Below are 13367 nucleotides of genomic sequence, written 5' to 3' on the forward strand. Positions count from 1 at the left end.
AATTAACCTTTTTTGTTTTTTCTTTCTATCACCTTTTTCACCGCTGCCACAATATGATCGGCATCCAGGCCGTACTTGGTCATCAGTTGTTCAGGTGTACCGCTTTCGCCAAAGCTGTCATTTACAGCTACGTACTCCTGTGGTGATGGGTTGTGCACTGCAAGTACCTGTGCAACGCTATCGCCTAAACCACCCAAACGGTTGTGTTCTTCGGCAGTAACTACGCAGCCTGTTTTAGCAACCGATTTCAAAATAGCTTCTTCATCCAGTGGTTTAATGGTGTGGATGTTGATGATCTCGGCATCGATACCCTGCTCAGCTAAAATTTCGCCGGCAAGGATAGCCTGCCATACCAGGTGACCAGTAGCAAAGATACTTACATCGGCACCTTCGTTCACCATCCATGCTTTACCAATTTCAAATTTTTGATCAGGATCAGTAAAGATCGGAACAACCGGGCGACCAAAACGTAAGTAAACCGGGCCGTCATACTCAGCAATAGCAACAGTAGCGGCTTTAGTTTGATTGTAATCGCAGGTGTTAATAACGGTCATGCCTGGTAACATTTTCATCAGGCCAATATCTTCCAGGATCTGGTGGGTAGCACCGTCTTCACCCAAAGTTAAACCGGCATGTGAAGCGCAAATTTTAACGTTTTTGTTTGAATAAGCTACCGATTGACGAATCTGATCATAAACCCTGCCTGTTGAAAAGTTGGCGAAAGTTCCGGTAAATGGGATTTTACCGCCAATGGTCATACCGGCAGCAATACCGATCATGTTAGCCTCAGCAATGCCTACCTGTACAAAACGCTCAGGGAATGCTTTAATAAAATCGTTCATTTTTAACGAACCGATAAGGTCGGCGCAAAGTGCAACAACCTGGTCATTTTTCTGGCCTGCTTCCAGCAACCCGGCGCCAAAGCCCGAGCGGGTATCTTTTTTATCTGTGTAAGTGTATTTTTTCATGATGGGCGTCACCCTGCCCTCTCCAGAGGAGAGGGTTTTGGAATTTTTAATAATGATAATTAATTTGATGTTTTAACTCTCCCCCTTTGGGGGAGCTGGAGGGGGCTACGCTTAATAATCGCCCAGTGTTTCCTCTAACTGATCTAAAGCCAGTTTAAGCTGCTCATCATTTGGCGCAACACCGTGCCATTTGTGACTGCCCACCATAAAGTCAACACCGTAACCCATTTCGGTATGCATCAGGATCATGATCGGTTTGCCCTGACCTGTGCGGCTTTTTGCTTCTTCGAGCACCCTAACCACATCGGCCATATCGTTACCTTTCATATCCAATACATCCCAGCCAAAAGCTTCCCATTTAGCGCGAAGATCGCCTAATGAAAGTACCTGTTTGGTTGGACCATCAATTTGCTGACCGTTAACATCAATAGTTGAGATCAGGTTATCAACATGATTGTGCGGGGCAAACATCGCAGCTTCCCAAATCTGGCCTTCCTGGATTTCGCCATCGCCATGCAGGGTAAACACCAATGATTTATCACCGTTTAATTTTTTTGCCAATGCAGCTCCGATAGCTACCGATAAGCCCTGGCCCAATGAACCCGAAGCAATACGGATGCCCGGAAGGTGCTCATGTGTAGTTGGGTGACCTTGTAAACGCGCGTTCAGTTTACGGAAAGTTGCAAGCTCGGCTTTATCAAAATAACCTGCGTGTGCCAGCGTACTGTAGAACACAGGCGAAATATGGCCGTTTGACAGGAAGAAAATATCTTCGCCAACTGCGTCCATATTAAATTTAGGATCGTGGTTCATTACCGAAAAATACAATGCGGTAAAGAAATCGGTACAGCCCAATGAGCCGCCCGGGTGGCCTGATTGACAGCCATGTACCATGCGTACAATGTCGCGCCTGATTTGTGACGCGGTTTTTTCTAATGTTTGTAAGTCTGCTTTCATTAATGGAATTTAGGAACTGCTAAAGTAGCTATTTTAATTGTGTTTTCAACACTTATTTTACAAGATCGAGCACCTGCTGAGAGGAGGCCTTAGTATCAACCTTATTGATCACATGCGTAATAATCCCCTCTGCATCAATTACAAATGTGGTACGGGCTGTACCCATATATTTTTTGCCATACATGTTTTTTTCAATCCATACACCGTAAGCTTCAACAATTTTAAGCTCATTATCGGCTATTAAGGTAAATGGCAGGCTATATTTGGTTTCAAATTTTTTGTGCGATTTTTCATCATCCGTACTTACCCCTATCACCTCAAAACCTTTGCTTAAAAGCGATTGATAGTTATCCCTGAAATCGCATGATTCGGCAGTACAGCCGGGGGTATCATCTTTAGGATAAAAGTAAAGGATCACATTTTTCCCTTTGTAATCGGCAAGGGATACTTCTTTGCCGTTTTGATCTTTAGCGGTAAAAGCAGGAGCTTTATCGCCTTCTTTTAATGTTGCCATGTTTTATTTAGGTACTTATCTGTAAAAATCGGCGGAAAATTCCGAAAAATTATTCTTGTTATCAACTAAAGTCAACTTAAACACGTGTTTACCGGGTGCAATATCGCTATTAATGGTGTAACTTAATATTTTAGTTTTATAATCATGCTCCATTAGCACCCATTTACCGTCAATTGTACCTGTATAGCTCTTAATTCCTGATAAATTATCACTTATTCTAAAATTAACACTGCGGGCAGCCTTCATATTGCTCCCGTTTTTGATATTGAGCGGGCGAATAACCGGGGCTACCGTATCTACCTTGATATAATAGTCGCCAAAGGCACTCACCTGCGATATCACATAGCCATCTTTAAAGTAACCGCCCTGGCAGCCTCCCCATGAACTTACAATAACCGCCTTATCAGTGTACTTACCCAGGTCAACATCTGGTTTGATCCAGATCTCATAGCTATCATGAATAGGTGTTAGCCTGTTATGGATATGATGCATGGCTGAATATGCCCCTGCAGGTTTAGCCGAAGCCGAATATTGAAAATCCAGATCATCATACAAATTGCCAGGCATAATGATCACTTTCACTTTATCGTTGGCAAACTCGCTCCGCTTATCATAGTAAAACATAGTACCGCTAGGTTTTACAGGCTGGAGATTGGCAAATGGTGATGACTTTACTTTTAATTTCAACGAGGAGGTATTGCCCGCAACATCTTTCACCACATATTCCACATCATGCGTGGCATTATCGTCAAACGTAATAATACCATTATTTACCGATTGCGGATACAGCGAAATGCGGCTACCGGGCAGGATGAAACATTTCTGCATCCACCTGCGCGATGATTCAAATGCGGGGTAATCTATATAGGCATTAATAGCATGGGTTTGATCAAACGCGAAACGTTCAACAGCAAAGGTATAAACGATTTTACCGTCGAGTTTTAGTTCGATAGAGTAAACGCCATTATGATTAAACGACGTGCTATTCATATCGGTGGCATTGATCCCGAATCCGATATTACCGCTCAACTCCAGCGTTTGCGATTTAATGAGGTGATAATTACCGCCAGCTCCGGTAACGCCTAAAAACTCTTTAGGTGTTTTTTCGCTGAAAGGTTTCCCGTTCAAGTGATAGATCCCGATAGAAGTGATTGTTGGCGGTACTTTATCCGGAATAGTTAAACCAAACAGCTGCGCATTAATGGTTTCCTCTGTTTTAGTGTCCCTGATCTCAAAGTGCACATGCGGCCCGGCCGATGCACCGGCATTTCCTGAAATGGCTACAACCTCATCTTTTTTAACCGGCACCTGTGTTGATGTAAGTTTAAAATCAGCTTCGTAGGTTTGATGCTCATATTGATATTTCTTTACCAACTCAATAACCGCCGGACTAAAACTTTGCAGGTGACCATAAACCGTAGTATACCCATTGGGATGGGTAATATAAATAGCTCTTCCAAAACCGCCAAACTGTACACGTACCCTTGATATGTAGCCTTCGGCAGCGGCATGTACAGGGTAGCCGGTACGCTGGTTGGTTTTAAAATCGAGCCCGGAGTGGAAATGTGACGGCCTTAACTCGCCAAATGAACCGGCTGTAGTGGGGGGCGTAAGATCAAGCGGATACCTGAAATAACTTTGCGGGTATTGCCTGCTTTGTATAATATCACTTTGTGCAAACGCGTTTGAATAAAGCGCCAAACACATTGCACCTGTAACCAATAGTTTTTTAATCATGCTTATTTAACGTAAAAATCGAGCATTTTCTCATCTTCGAGGTATCCCTCAAGTTTGTCGCCGATTTTTACTTTTGATACACCTGGTGGGGTGCCGGTAAATATTAGGTCGCCCTTTTTAAGGGTGATGTATTTTGAAACAAAGGCGACGATGCTCTCAAACGAGAAAAGCAGATCGCGGGTGTTGCCCTGCTGGCGGGTTTCGCCGTTAATATCCAGCTTAAAGTTGATATCATACACTGATTCAAACTTTGTTTTAGGCACAAAAGTGCTGATGGGTGCCGAGCCATCAAAAGCTTTGGCCAATTCCCATGGCAAGCCTTTTTCCTTATGACGCGCCTGAACATCGCGTGCGGTAAAGTCAATACCTAAGCCAATTTCTTCATAGTAATTAGCGGCAAATTTCTCGCTGATGTGCTTGCCCTCTTTACTGATCTTCAAAACCAGTTCAATTTCATGGTGAACATCTTCCGAAAAATCGGGATGGTAAAAAGGCTTATTCTCTTTTAATAAAGCCGTGTCGGGCTTCATGAAGATAACCGGCGTTGTGGGTACCGGGTTATTGAGTTCTTTGGCGTGTTCGGCGTAGTTGCGGCCAATGGCAATAATTTTCATAAATGAACGCTATAATCGCCAAAGCTAAAAAATTTGATGGGTTTGGGGGAAGGTTTATAATGTTGTATTAATAATTTGACGTTCCCCTCAAGTAAAACTTACGCAGGCAAGTTGCGTACCTCTGGCACGCCCAAAATGGGGTTCATTCAATTGCTACAAACCTTTTGCCCCTCCGGGGCAGTCAAAAATGAAAAAATTAAGTTTAATCGATTTTAATTAATAACCGAAATCCTTTTAATAACGGATTCGGTACCGGCCACAACGCGCACAAAATAAAAGCCGCGGACCAGCTTATTGCTGATAGGGTAATTTAAATTATGATCGCCGGATTCAACCCTTTGCGAAAACAGGGTAGAAATATCGTTGCCCAACACATCCATTATTTTAATGGTTACGTTGGTATTGCGCGAAATGGAATATTTAAGGTTGATCTGGTCGGTTACCGGGTTAGGGTACAATTGTACATCGCTTAGCAACTTGTCATCCGGTCGGGATACATTCAATTTTACACTTGAAGTAACAGCGGGCTTTAACGGAGGAAGCGAAAGGTGCAGGCCATTCTTTAAATAAGACGTTTTGGCGGCTTTAGTTTTACCCCTAAGATACACGGTATCAGACTTTAGCGAATGGCCATCAGCAACAAAGGCGAAGTTCACGAAAATTGCCATCGCAATTATCACGACCCATGTGTAGGTATAAACATAAAAATATGTAAAATTTCGCCTCATTATTTAGTATGATTCTACAAAAGTATAAATAATGCCCTCATCCCATTAAATATTAATGTTTTTGTAAAACTTTTTAACAAATTTTAACAAAATGCACAGCCTTATTGTATAACAGACACATAATTTCCTTATACGTTTAATCATTGTAATGGTTTAACCAAAAAAATTAATATTTTTGCCATCTCTAAATCATAAAAGTGTCAAATCATAAAGATCTGCATAAACTGTCGGCCGCGGGCTTTCTAATCAGTTTAGGAATAATTTACGGTGATATTGGTACCTCCCCATTATACGTATTCAAGGCTATAGTTGGCCAGCGTCAAATTTCAGAAACATTAATTCTTGGAGGTGTTTCGCTCATTTTTTGGACATTAACCCTGCAAACCACTTTAAAGTATGTGGTGATAACCCTAAGGGCTGATAACAAGGGCGAAGGCGGCATTTTCTCGCTGTTTTCATTAGTACGGCGTAAAGCAAAATGGCTTATTATACCGGCGGTTGTAGGGGGCTGCGCCCTTCTGGCCGATGGCATTATTACCCCGCCAATTACCATATCATCGGCCATTGAAGGTTTGCAAACCTATTATCCTAATTTGCCTACTGTATATGTGGTAATGGCCATTATTACCGCTTTATTTATCATACAGCAATTTGGCACATCACTGGTAGGTAAGGCATTCGGGCCTATCATGTTCGTTTGGTTTACGATGATGGGCTTTTTAGGTGTTACCTACATTGTACATGATCCATGGATTATCCGCTCTTTAAACCCGTACTACGCAATTAAACTGCTTACCTCAAGCTCAAGCGATGGCGCGTTTATTATATTAGGTGCGGTTTTCCTGTGTACTACAGGTGCCGAAGCATTGTACTCCGATCTTGGTCATTGCGGTAAAGCCAATATCCGCGTAAGCTGGGTTTATGTAAAAATATGTCTTATCCTAAACTATTTAGGCCAGGCAGTTTGGTTGCTACAACGTAACGGCCACGTCATGGACCTTAACGCTCAAAACCCTTTTTATCAAATCATGCCAACATGGTTCCTGATATATGGCATCGGCATAGCTACAGTAGCGGCTATCATTGCCAGCCAGGCGCTGATATCAGGTTCGTTTACGCTCATTGCCGAAGCTGTAAGGCTTAACCTTTGGCCAAAAGTTAGGATCAACTATCCATCAGAGCAAAAAGGACAGTTATATGTGCCCAGCGTTAACTGGCTGCTTTGGGCCGGTTGTTTAGGTGTAGTGCTGATATTCAAACACTCGGACAAAATGGAGGCTGCTTACGGTTTAAGTATTACCGTAGCCATGCTCATGACTACCATACTGGTATCCAAATTCCTGAAACGCAAAAAAGTACCTAACTATATCATCAATACGTTTTTGGCGGTTTACCTGCTTATTGAAGGAACCTTCCTTACCGGTAACCTGCATAAGTTTTTAGATGGCGGTTGGTTTACACTGTCGATAGGTTTTGTGCTGTTTACTGTAATGTGGACCTGGCATACCGCCCGCAAGATCAGGAACCGTTATGTGAAGTTTGTTGAGATAGAAGATTATTTTGACATCATAAAAGAGCTAAGCTCCGACGAAAGTGTGCCTAAATATGCTTCGCAGTTGGTTTATTTAACCAGCGCCAACTTCAATTCTGAAATTGAATCAAAAATTGTTTATTCCATACTGCAAAAGCAGCCTAAACGTGCCGATGTTTACTGGCTGGTACACGTTGACGTAGTGGACGAACCTTACAAACGCGAATACGAAGTTGACCATTTAGTGCCAAACAAACTCATCCGGATTGACTTTAAGCTCGGTTTCCGCGTTGAACAGCAAATAAACCTGCTATTCAGGAAAGTGGTAGAAGATCTTGTTAAAAAAGGTGAGGTTGATATTACCAGCACTTATAAATCACTGAACAGGCACAAAATTGTCGGCGATTTCCGTTTTGTGGTGATCGAAAAGATCTTCTCACGCTCACACAACCTGTCCTTCATCGAAAGATTTATAATGGATTACTACAAGCAGCTTAAAAAAGTGAGCTTATCCGAAGAGCGCGGTTTCGGCCTCGACCTGAGCTTTGTAACGGTTGAGAAAGTACCGCTGGTGCTTGCCATACCTGAAGCAATTGAAATCCACAGGGTTAATTAAATTTCCCTTTCAAATATTGAAAGCCTTCCGAAAACGGGAGGCTTTTCTTTTTGCATTCTGCCGCGGGCTTCCAGCCCGTGGTGCGCTATGGTTTGAGCTTTCAGCTCAAGAGAAGTGTAAGCTGAAAGCTTACCTCATGTTACCCACAGGCTGAAAGCCTGCGGTAGTTTTAGTATTAGTTTTATTGCCCCGTTTCCCAGGCCATCCGCATATATTTCCGCACCTCATCATTAATATCTACCTTAAAATACATCCTGAAATAATGGTTGTATTGATCGGTGCCGGGCACTTGTTTTATTTTGCTGAAGCACAGGTTATCGTCATAAACCTGTTTAAAGGGAAATACCACATCAATAAAGTTTTTACCTAATTGGGTAACATAGGCAAAGTTTACCCTTGCTCCCAATGCGATCATGCTTTTGGTAGGATAAACTTTAATTTCGGCAATTTGCAGGTATTCGTCAACCAAATGATCAAACAGCGTTATCGTATGTGACGACTTACCACTTAGCGCTTCCGATAGCTCCCTGTCGCGGCATGAATGTACCTGGTTGGCAGCGGTAAATTCACGTTCGCATAAGGGGCAGGTCCACATAAGTTTACGCGGTTTTGGTTTCTTTGCCCAACACGCTGTTTTTATAGCTGTAGGTGGCATAAATTACCAAACCGATCACCAGCCATATTAAAAACCTGAGCCAATTGGTGTAGCCAAGCTCGGTCATGAGGTAAAAGCAGCTCATTAGCCCCAAAACAGGGATGAGCGAGAAGTTTTTAATAAAGCTATAAACCGCAATTACGATGATCAGGATAAAGAAGAGATAATTAGGGAAATTGTACAGGAAACCATCAAACCCTAAATAATATTTCTTGGCCTCGCTGATATCATTAGTTTGCCTTAGCGCAGTATTGAATTTATCCTCCTCTATATCCTTAAAATATTTTTTAGCCGAGTCGGGCTGGGCAGTTACATTAGCGTTATACAGCTGATTGGTAGTTTTAAGCAGGCTCAGCTTGTCATTGTTATCCATATTATCAATGATATCGCTACGGTCTTTTAGCTTCTTAAACTGCATCATTTCAACCTGCGCGGCCGGTTTAAACCAGGCAACCGAACCCAAAATCACCAGGGTGATAATTGGTATAATAAATTTACCATTCACATACGGTAAATGGAATTTGCCTTTAACGGCCTCTTCACGCGGCAGCAGCAGCACACCGCCGCAAACCAGTACAAATGCAAACAGGGTACCTATACTGGTCAAATCGGTTACTTCGGTAAGGTTCATGAACAAAGCAGGTATCGCCACTACAAAACCGGTTACTACCGTGGCAAAGGCTGGTGTTTGATATTTTGGATGGATACGTGAGAATGCTTTGGGCAATAAGCCATCGCGGCTCATGCTCATCCAGATCCTCGGTTGACCTAACTGGAAGATCAGCAATACACTTGCTGTAGCAACAACCGCACTGATGGAGATCACATAGCTTATCTTGTTTAAACCCACTTTTGCAAAAACAAAGGCCAGTGGGTCGCCAACCTGCAGGTCTTTATAGCTTACCATGCCGGTGAGCACCAATGCTATCAGGATATACAATACTGTACAAATCACCAGCGAATAGATCATGCCGCGGGGTAGGTCGCGCTGGGGCCTTTCACATTCTTCGGCTGTGGTTGAGATGGCATCAAAGCCGATATAAGCAAAAAACACCCCTGATACGCCTTTCATAACGCCACTGAAACCGTTAGGCATAAATGGGTGCCAGTTGGCAGGTGTTACATAAAAAAAGCCAACTACTATAACTGCTATAACAATCACTATCTTCAAAACCACCATAGCATTGGTGGCCTTTTTTGTTTCGCGGATACCAACATAAACCAGGTAAGTGATGATGATAACAATTAAAAGGGCCGGTAAATTGGCTATGAGTTTAAAACTGCCTATGCCCGGCGCCTGGTCCCAGGCCAGTGCTTCAACTTTTACTTTATCACTGATATCGGCAAGGCTTGCCCCTGCTGCCTGAACCTGCTCATGCCCGCGCAGGGCCGAAACATAGTCCATAGTCAGAAACTTGGGCATATGGATATGAAAACCCTCCAGCAGGTTTACAAAATATTCGCTCCAGGAAATGGCTACCGCGATGTTACCAATGGCGTACTCCATTAACAGGTCCCAGCCTATGATCCAGGCTATCAACTCGCCAAAAGAGGCATAAGCGTAGGTATATGCACTACCCGCGACCGGGATACGCGAGGCAAACTCAGCATAACAAAGGGCCGAAAAGCCGCAGGTAACGGCAGTTAAAATAAACAGGATGGAAACCGCCGGGCCGCCGTGAAATGATGCTTCACCAATTGTCGAAAATATACCTGCCCCCACAACAGCGGCTATGCCCATGAGGGTGAGGTCTTTTACGTTAAGTTCTTTTTTGAGTTGGGATGACGTTGTACCGGGATGCTCACTATCACTAAAACCACATTCAACATCATTTAAAATTTTTGCTACCGACTTTTTACGAAAGATACTTTTCGACATGTAGTTTAATTAATAAGTGCTAACCAATCTCAAAATTAATCATTTTTTTGCATTGAATAAGTATATGCTTACTTTGCAACATGAAGATAGGAATAAAAGACGTGTTGCACAGGATCCGCCCTTTTTTTATCCTTTACCTTATCGTTTTAGCCACCTGCCTGACTATCAAACTGCTATTTACCCGTGAAGCTATTTTTTTTACAGTAAATGGTTGGCACCAACCCTGGCTTGATACCATTGAGCCTTATGTTACAGATATCGGCGACGGCGCCACAGCCGTAATAGTATCACTTGCTATGCTTTTGTTCAGCTACCGCAGCTGGCTATTGATGGCCTCAAGCTATGCCATAACATCCATCGCGGCACAAATCCTTAAATACATTTATATAGCTCCCCGGCCAAAGCTATTCTTTGCCAGCCAGTGGACCAGGGTACATACCGTAGAAGGGGTTTATATATTGGAGAAATACAGCTTTCCGTCCGGACATACGGTGAGTGCTTTTTCTGCTGCACTGGTAATAACGTACCTCTGTAAAAACAAAGGCTGGGGAATCCCAGCCTTGTTTGTTGCCATAATGGTTGGCTATTCAAGAATTTATTTAACCGAACACTTTTATGAAGACGTGCTTGCCGGCTCGGCTATTGGTGTGTTTGTTACTATATTTTGGTTAACATGGCTTGATGGTAAGCAGTTCATCAATTCGGCCAAATGGAACAGGGGCCTGCTTGACAGCGTATTCAAAAAAGCCCCTGTCGCCAATTAAACTCCAGCTTCCAGTTGACTGTTTTTACGTTTGATCACGGTTAATACGATAATCAGTATGATAACGGCGCCGCCACCATAAATACCTATTTTGGCCGGGGCAGACATGCCTTTTGCGTCAGACAAATACTGATCGCGGCGATCTAAAGTAGGTGCGATTTTTATAGAACCCGAAAATTGTTTCAGTTCGGCCTTTGCCAGATCAAGTCTTTGCTCCGGATAGTTATATTCAAAAGTATAGGTTACGTCCTGGGTATATAGCAGAATAAAATTTCTTAACTCCGGAGATTCGCCGGTTGAACCGCTGTTATCAATCCGGAGGGTAAATACCTTTCCTTCCAGTTTGCCGATAGTGGTATCACGCGGATACATTACACTGCCATTAACAGATTGTTTTTGAATCCCTTTGATGTAGGTTTTAAATACATCCTTCAAGTCGCTCTCTTTATTTAAAGGTTTGGTATTGGCGTTTGGCACGCGTAAAACAAGAATATTACCTAATGATGCACTACCCTGGTAGATCTGCTGCCCTAATGTATCCTTCTTAGTAAAGCCTTCGGGTAGCGAAACCGTGACAAGGCTATCTATCTTTACAGGTTTGAGTGCCTGGCTAAAACCTGTAAGCGAAAACAGTACTATGCTTAAGCTTAAAATTATCTTTTTCATATTTATTTAACTTGAAAAAGAAGAATAAGTTTTAACTAATAATATATTATGAGATTTATATGAAAGTTAAATGACTTATAATCAACAATATAAATACGAGCTGAAAGCTTAAGGCTGAAAGCTTTTCAAACACAAAGCTTTTCGCTTTCAGCCTTCGGCTTTGCGCTTAAATAAAGGCTTTAAGCTTTTTTAAAAGCTCATCCAGGCATACTTCGGCGAAGGCAGTTGATGAGTCGGAAACACCGTATGGAATAATGAGCTTATTATTGTGCACAATAACCCCGCATGAATAAAGCACGTTAGGTACATAGCCTTCCCGCTCATCACTGTTGGGAATCAGCAAAGGCTCATGCAGACGGCCAATTTCAACCGTTGGGTCATCCAGTTTAAGCAGGCTTGCACCCAGTACATAACGGCGCATGGGGCCAACGCCATGAGTTATCATGATCCAGCCATCGGGTGTTTCAATGGGCGAGCCGCAATTACCTATCTGCACAAACTCCCAGCTAAATTTTGGCTGTTGCAGCATTACCGGCTTTTCCCAGATATTGATCTTATCCGAATACATGATATAGTTATTGCAGCCGTCTATCCGCGATATCATCACATATTTGCCATTCACCTTGCGCGGAAACAAGGCCAGGTTTTTATTCTGTGCGCCGGCACCGTACAAAGGCATGATCTTAAAGTTATAAAAATCAGTTGTTTGCAGTAGCTTAGGCATAATCAGCGAGCCATCGTAGGCTGTATAGGTAGCATAGTATAGTTTGCTGCCGTCATCGTTGGTAAACTGTACAAAACGGGCATCCTCAATACCCTTACGTTCATATTCGGATATTGGGAAGATTACCCTGTCGGAAATATCGGTATCCAGTGAAAAAACAATTTCATAATAGGAGTCTGCAAGCCAAAGTACCTTATCATACTCCAGCCGCTTCATATCGTCTTCCTGCAGTTTTTGCGAATCCATAATGATCCGGCGCAGGTTGGCGTACTCAAAATGATGATCGAGCTTTGATTCCAGCTCGCTTATAACATCAATATTGATTTGCGTGATGGCTGCTTTTTCAAAAAAAAGCTTTTTATTGTAAACGGCATTCCTCACAATTTCGGCCTCATCAATATAGCTGCCGGCAGGTTGTATGCTGATGTTGTTATCCTTATCTATCCAGGCCCGGCGAAAAGTTATGGAAGAGATATGCCCCTCGCCTACCGCCCGGAAGCTGATGATCACCCTGCGCTGGCCGTCTTCAAGCTCGGTTTGGTCAGGATCTTCTACTATCGAGGGATTAAAGAAAGCGGCCGATTCTATTGAATACTCATGCGTAAAATAAGAGCCAATGAGCAGCTTGCGGTAAACGGTAAGCGTATCAAAATCAATGTTCAGTTCTAAAAACAAGGGCTTAAGCTTGCTGCAATGCCTGTTGAGCACCCGGGTAATATTACGGTGCCTTTTGGAATACTCCTGCAGCAAGGGCGATACGATGCCAAAAGCATCATCCTCGCTGATTAGCATTACACGTTCAATAACCTCTTTGGCACGGTCGTTCCCATTAAAAAAAAATCTTGCTATTACACGTTTCGGATCTGGATTTACCCGGATGGGTTTGCGTTCGATAGAAAGTCTCATACAATGAAGTGGTAGCTTTTAGTTTGTAACACCAATCGGCGCAAATTGATTTGCGCTTTTTTAATTTAAACGCAAGATTTAAAAAATGACACTTTACAGGCCACTATAA

Annotated in this window: 12 protein-coding genes; 2 read left to right on the top strand and 10 right to left on the bottom strand. The window is 42.8% G+C overall.

The genetic code is table 11. The annotated features are described in order from the left end of the window. Positions 1–2 precede the first annotated feature (2 nt). From MusilaSJ_RS10810 to MusilaSJ_RS10835, 6 genes are all read right to left on the bottom strand, one after another. Positions 3–968: a transketolase family protein gene (locus tag MusilaSJ_RS10810; protein ID WP_090531969.1), complete on the bottom strand. Its 966-nt coding sequence runs from the start codon at positions 966–968 to the stop codon at positions 3–5. Positions 969–1079: 111 nt separating this feature from the next. Further along, the gene (locus tag MusilaSJ_RS10815; protein WP_090531971.1) at positions 1080–1925 is read right to left on the bottom strand and encodes a transketolase; all 846 of its coding nucleotides are present in this window, start codon (positions 1923–1925) and stop codon (positions 1080–1082) included. 52 nt (positions 1926–1977) lie between these two features. Next, on the bottom strand, positions 1978–2439 hold the full coding sequence (gene bcp, locus MusilaSJ_RS10820; protein WP_274989980.1) for a thioredoxin-dependent thiol peroxidase: 462 nt from the start codon (positions 2437–2439) through the stop codon (positions 1978–1980). A gap of 15 nt (positions 2440–2454) precedes the next feature. Further along, positions 2455–4176, bottom strand: a complete 1722-nt coding sequence (locus tag MusilaSJ_RS10825; RefSeq protein WP_274989981.1) for a M23 family metallopeptidase — start codon at positions 4174–4176, stop codon at positions 2455–2457. Between the two features lie 2 nt (positions 4177–4178). Further along, positions 4179–4790, bottom strand: coding sequence for a fumarylacetoacetate hydrolase family protein (locus MusilaSJ_RS10830; protein ID WP_274989982.1), 612 nt, complete (start codon positions 4788–4790; stop codon positions 4179–4181). A gap of 212 nt (positions 4791–5002) precedes the next feature. Further along, entirely contained in the window at positions 5003–5458 is a 456-nt protein-coding gene (locus MusilaSJ_RS10835) for a T9SS type A sorting domain-containing protein (RefSeq protein WP_274989983.1), read from the bottom strand. A 257-nt stretch (positions 5459–5715) separates the two neighbouring features. Between MusilaSJ_RS10835 and MusilaSJ_RS10840 the strand changes: the two genes are divergently transcribed. Then, positions 5716–7665: a KUP/HAK/KT family potassium transporter gene (locus MusilaSJ_RS10840; RefSeq protein ID WP_129570997.1), complete on the top strand. Its 1950-nt coding sequence runs from the start codon at positions 5716–5718 to the stop codon at positions 7663–7665. A 181-nt stretch (positions 7666–7846) separates the two neighbouring features. On the opposite strand, the gene MusilaSJ_RS10845 is transcribed toward MusilaSJ_RS10840, so the two are convergent. Beyond that, complete coding sequence (locus tag MusilaSJ_RS10845) at positions 7847–8260, bottom strand: DUF5655 domain-containing protein (protein WP_274989984.1); 414 nt, start codon at positions 8258–8260, stop codon at positions 7847–7849. A 4-nt stretch (positions 8261–8264) separates the two neighbouring features. Continuing rightward, the gene (locus MusilaSJ_RS10850) at positions 8265–10199 is read right to left on the bottom strand and encodes an amino acid permease (RefSeq protein WP_274989985.1); all 1935 of its coding nucleotides are present in this window, start codon (positions 10197–10199) and stop codon (positions 8265–8267) included. 80 nt (positions 10200–10279) lie between these two features. Here MusilaSJ_RS10850 and MusilaSJ_RS10855 point away from each other — a divergent pair, with 80 nt between their 5' ends. Further along, positions 10280–10963 (top strand): phosphatase PAP2 family protein, encoded by a 684-nt coding sequence (locus MusilaSJ_RS10855; protein ID WP_274989986.1) that lies wholly within the window; start codon positions 10280–10282, stop codon positions 10961–10963. Here the strand turns inward: MusilaSJ_RS10855 and MusilaSJ_RS10860 are convergent. Together MusilaSJ_RS10860 and MusilaSJ_RS10865 are read right to left on the bottom strand one after the other, a co-directional pair. Beyond that, positions 10960–11628: a hypothetical protein gene (locus MusilaSJ_RS10860; RefSeq protein WP_274989987.1), complete on the bottom strand. Its 669-nt coding sequence runs from the start codon at positions 11626–11628 to the stop codon at positions 10960–10962. The genes MusilaSJ_RS10855 and MusilaSJ_RS10860 overlap by 4 nt on opposite strands. A gap of 166 nt (positions 11629–11794) precedes the next feature. After that, positions 11795–13258: a glycoside hydrolase family 130 protein gene (locus MusilaSJ_RS10865; RefSeq protein WP_090531990.1), complete on the bottom strand. Its 1464-nt coding sequence runs from the start codon at positions 13256–13258 to the stop codon at positions 11795–11797. Positions 13259–13367 lie beyond the last annotated feature (109 nt).

Origin of the sequence: Mucilaginibacter sp. SJ, from assembly GCF_028993635.1 — a bacterium.
Taxonomy (GTDB): domain Bacteria; phylum Bacteroidota; class Bacteroidia; order Sphingobacteriales; family Sphingobacteriaceae; genus Mucilaginibacter.

Bases quoted from the DNA above. Each gene is read 5' to 3' on its own strand.
- MusilaSJ_RS10860 (WP_274989987.1), bottom strand. From the start codon at position 11,628: ATGAAAAAGATAATTTTAAGCTTAAGCATAGTACTGTTTTCGCTTACA.
- MusilaSJ_RS10865 (WP_090531990.1), bottom strand. From the start codon at position 13,258: ATGAGACTTTCTATCGAACGCAAACCCATCCGGGTAAATCCAGATCCG.
- MusilaSJ_RS10855 (WP_274989986.1), top strand. From the start codon at position 10,280: ATGAAGATAGGAATAAAAGACGTGTTGCACAGGATCCGCCCTTTTTTT.
- MusilaSJ_RS10815 (WP_090531971.1), bottom strand. From the start codon at position 1,925: ATGAAAGCAGACTTACAAACATTAGAAAAAACCGCGTCACAAATCAGG.
- MusilaSJ_RS10850 (WP_274989985.1), bottom strand. From the start codon at position 10,199: ATGTCGAAAAGTATCTTTCGTAAAAAGTCGGTAGCAAAAATTTTAAAT.
- bcp (WP_274989980.1), bottom strand. From the start codon at position 2,439: ATGGCAACATTAAAAGAAGGCGATAAAGCTCCTGCTTTTACCGCTAAA.
- MusilaSJ_RS10810 (WP_090531969.1), bottom strand. From the start codon at position 968: ATGAAAAAATACACTTACACAGATAAAAAAGATACCCGCTCGGGCTTT.
- MusilaSJ_RS10830 (WP_274989982.1), bottom strand. From the start codon at position 4,790: ATGAAAATTATTGCCATTGGCCGCAACTACGCCGAACACGCCAAAGAA.
- MusilaSJ_RS10825 (WP_274989981.1), bottom strand. From the start codon at position 4,176: ATGATTAAAAAACTATTGGTTACAGGTGCAATGTGTTTGGCGCTTTAT.
- MusilaSJ_RS10835 (WP_274989983.1), bottom strand. From the start codon at position 5,458: ATGGCAATTTTCGTGAACTTCGCCTTTGTTGCTGATGGCCATTCGCTA.
- MusilaSJ_RS10845 (WP_274989984.1), bottom strand. From the start codon at position 8,260: ATGTGGACCTGCCCCTTATGCGAACGTGAATTTACCGCTGCCAACCAG.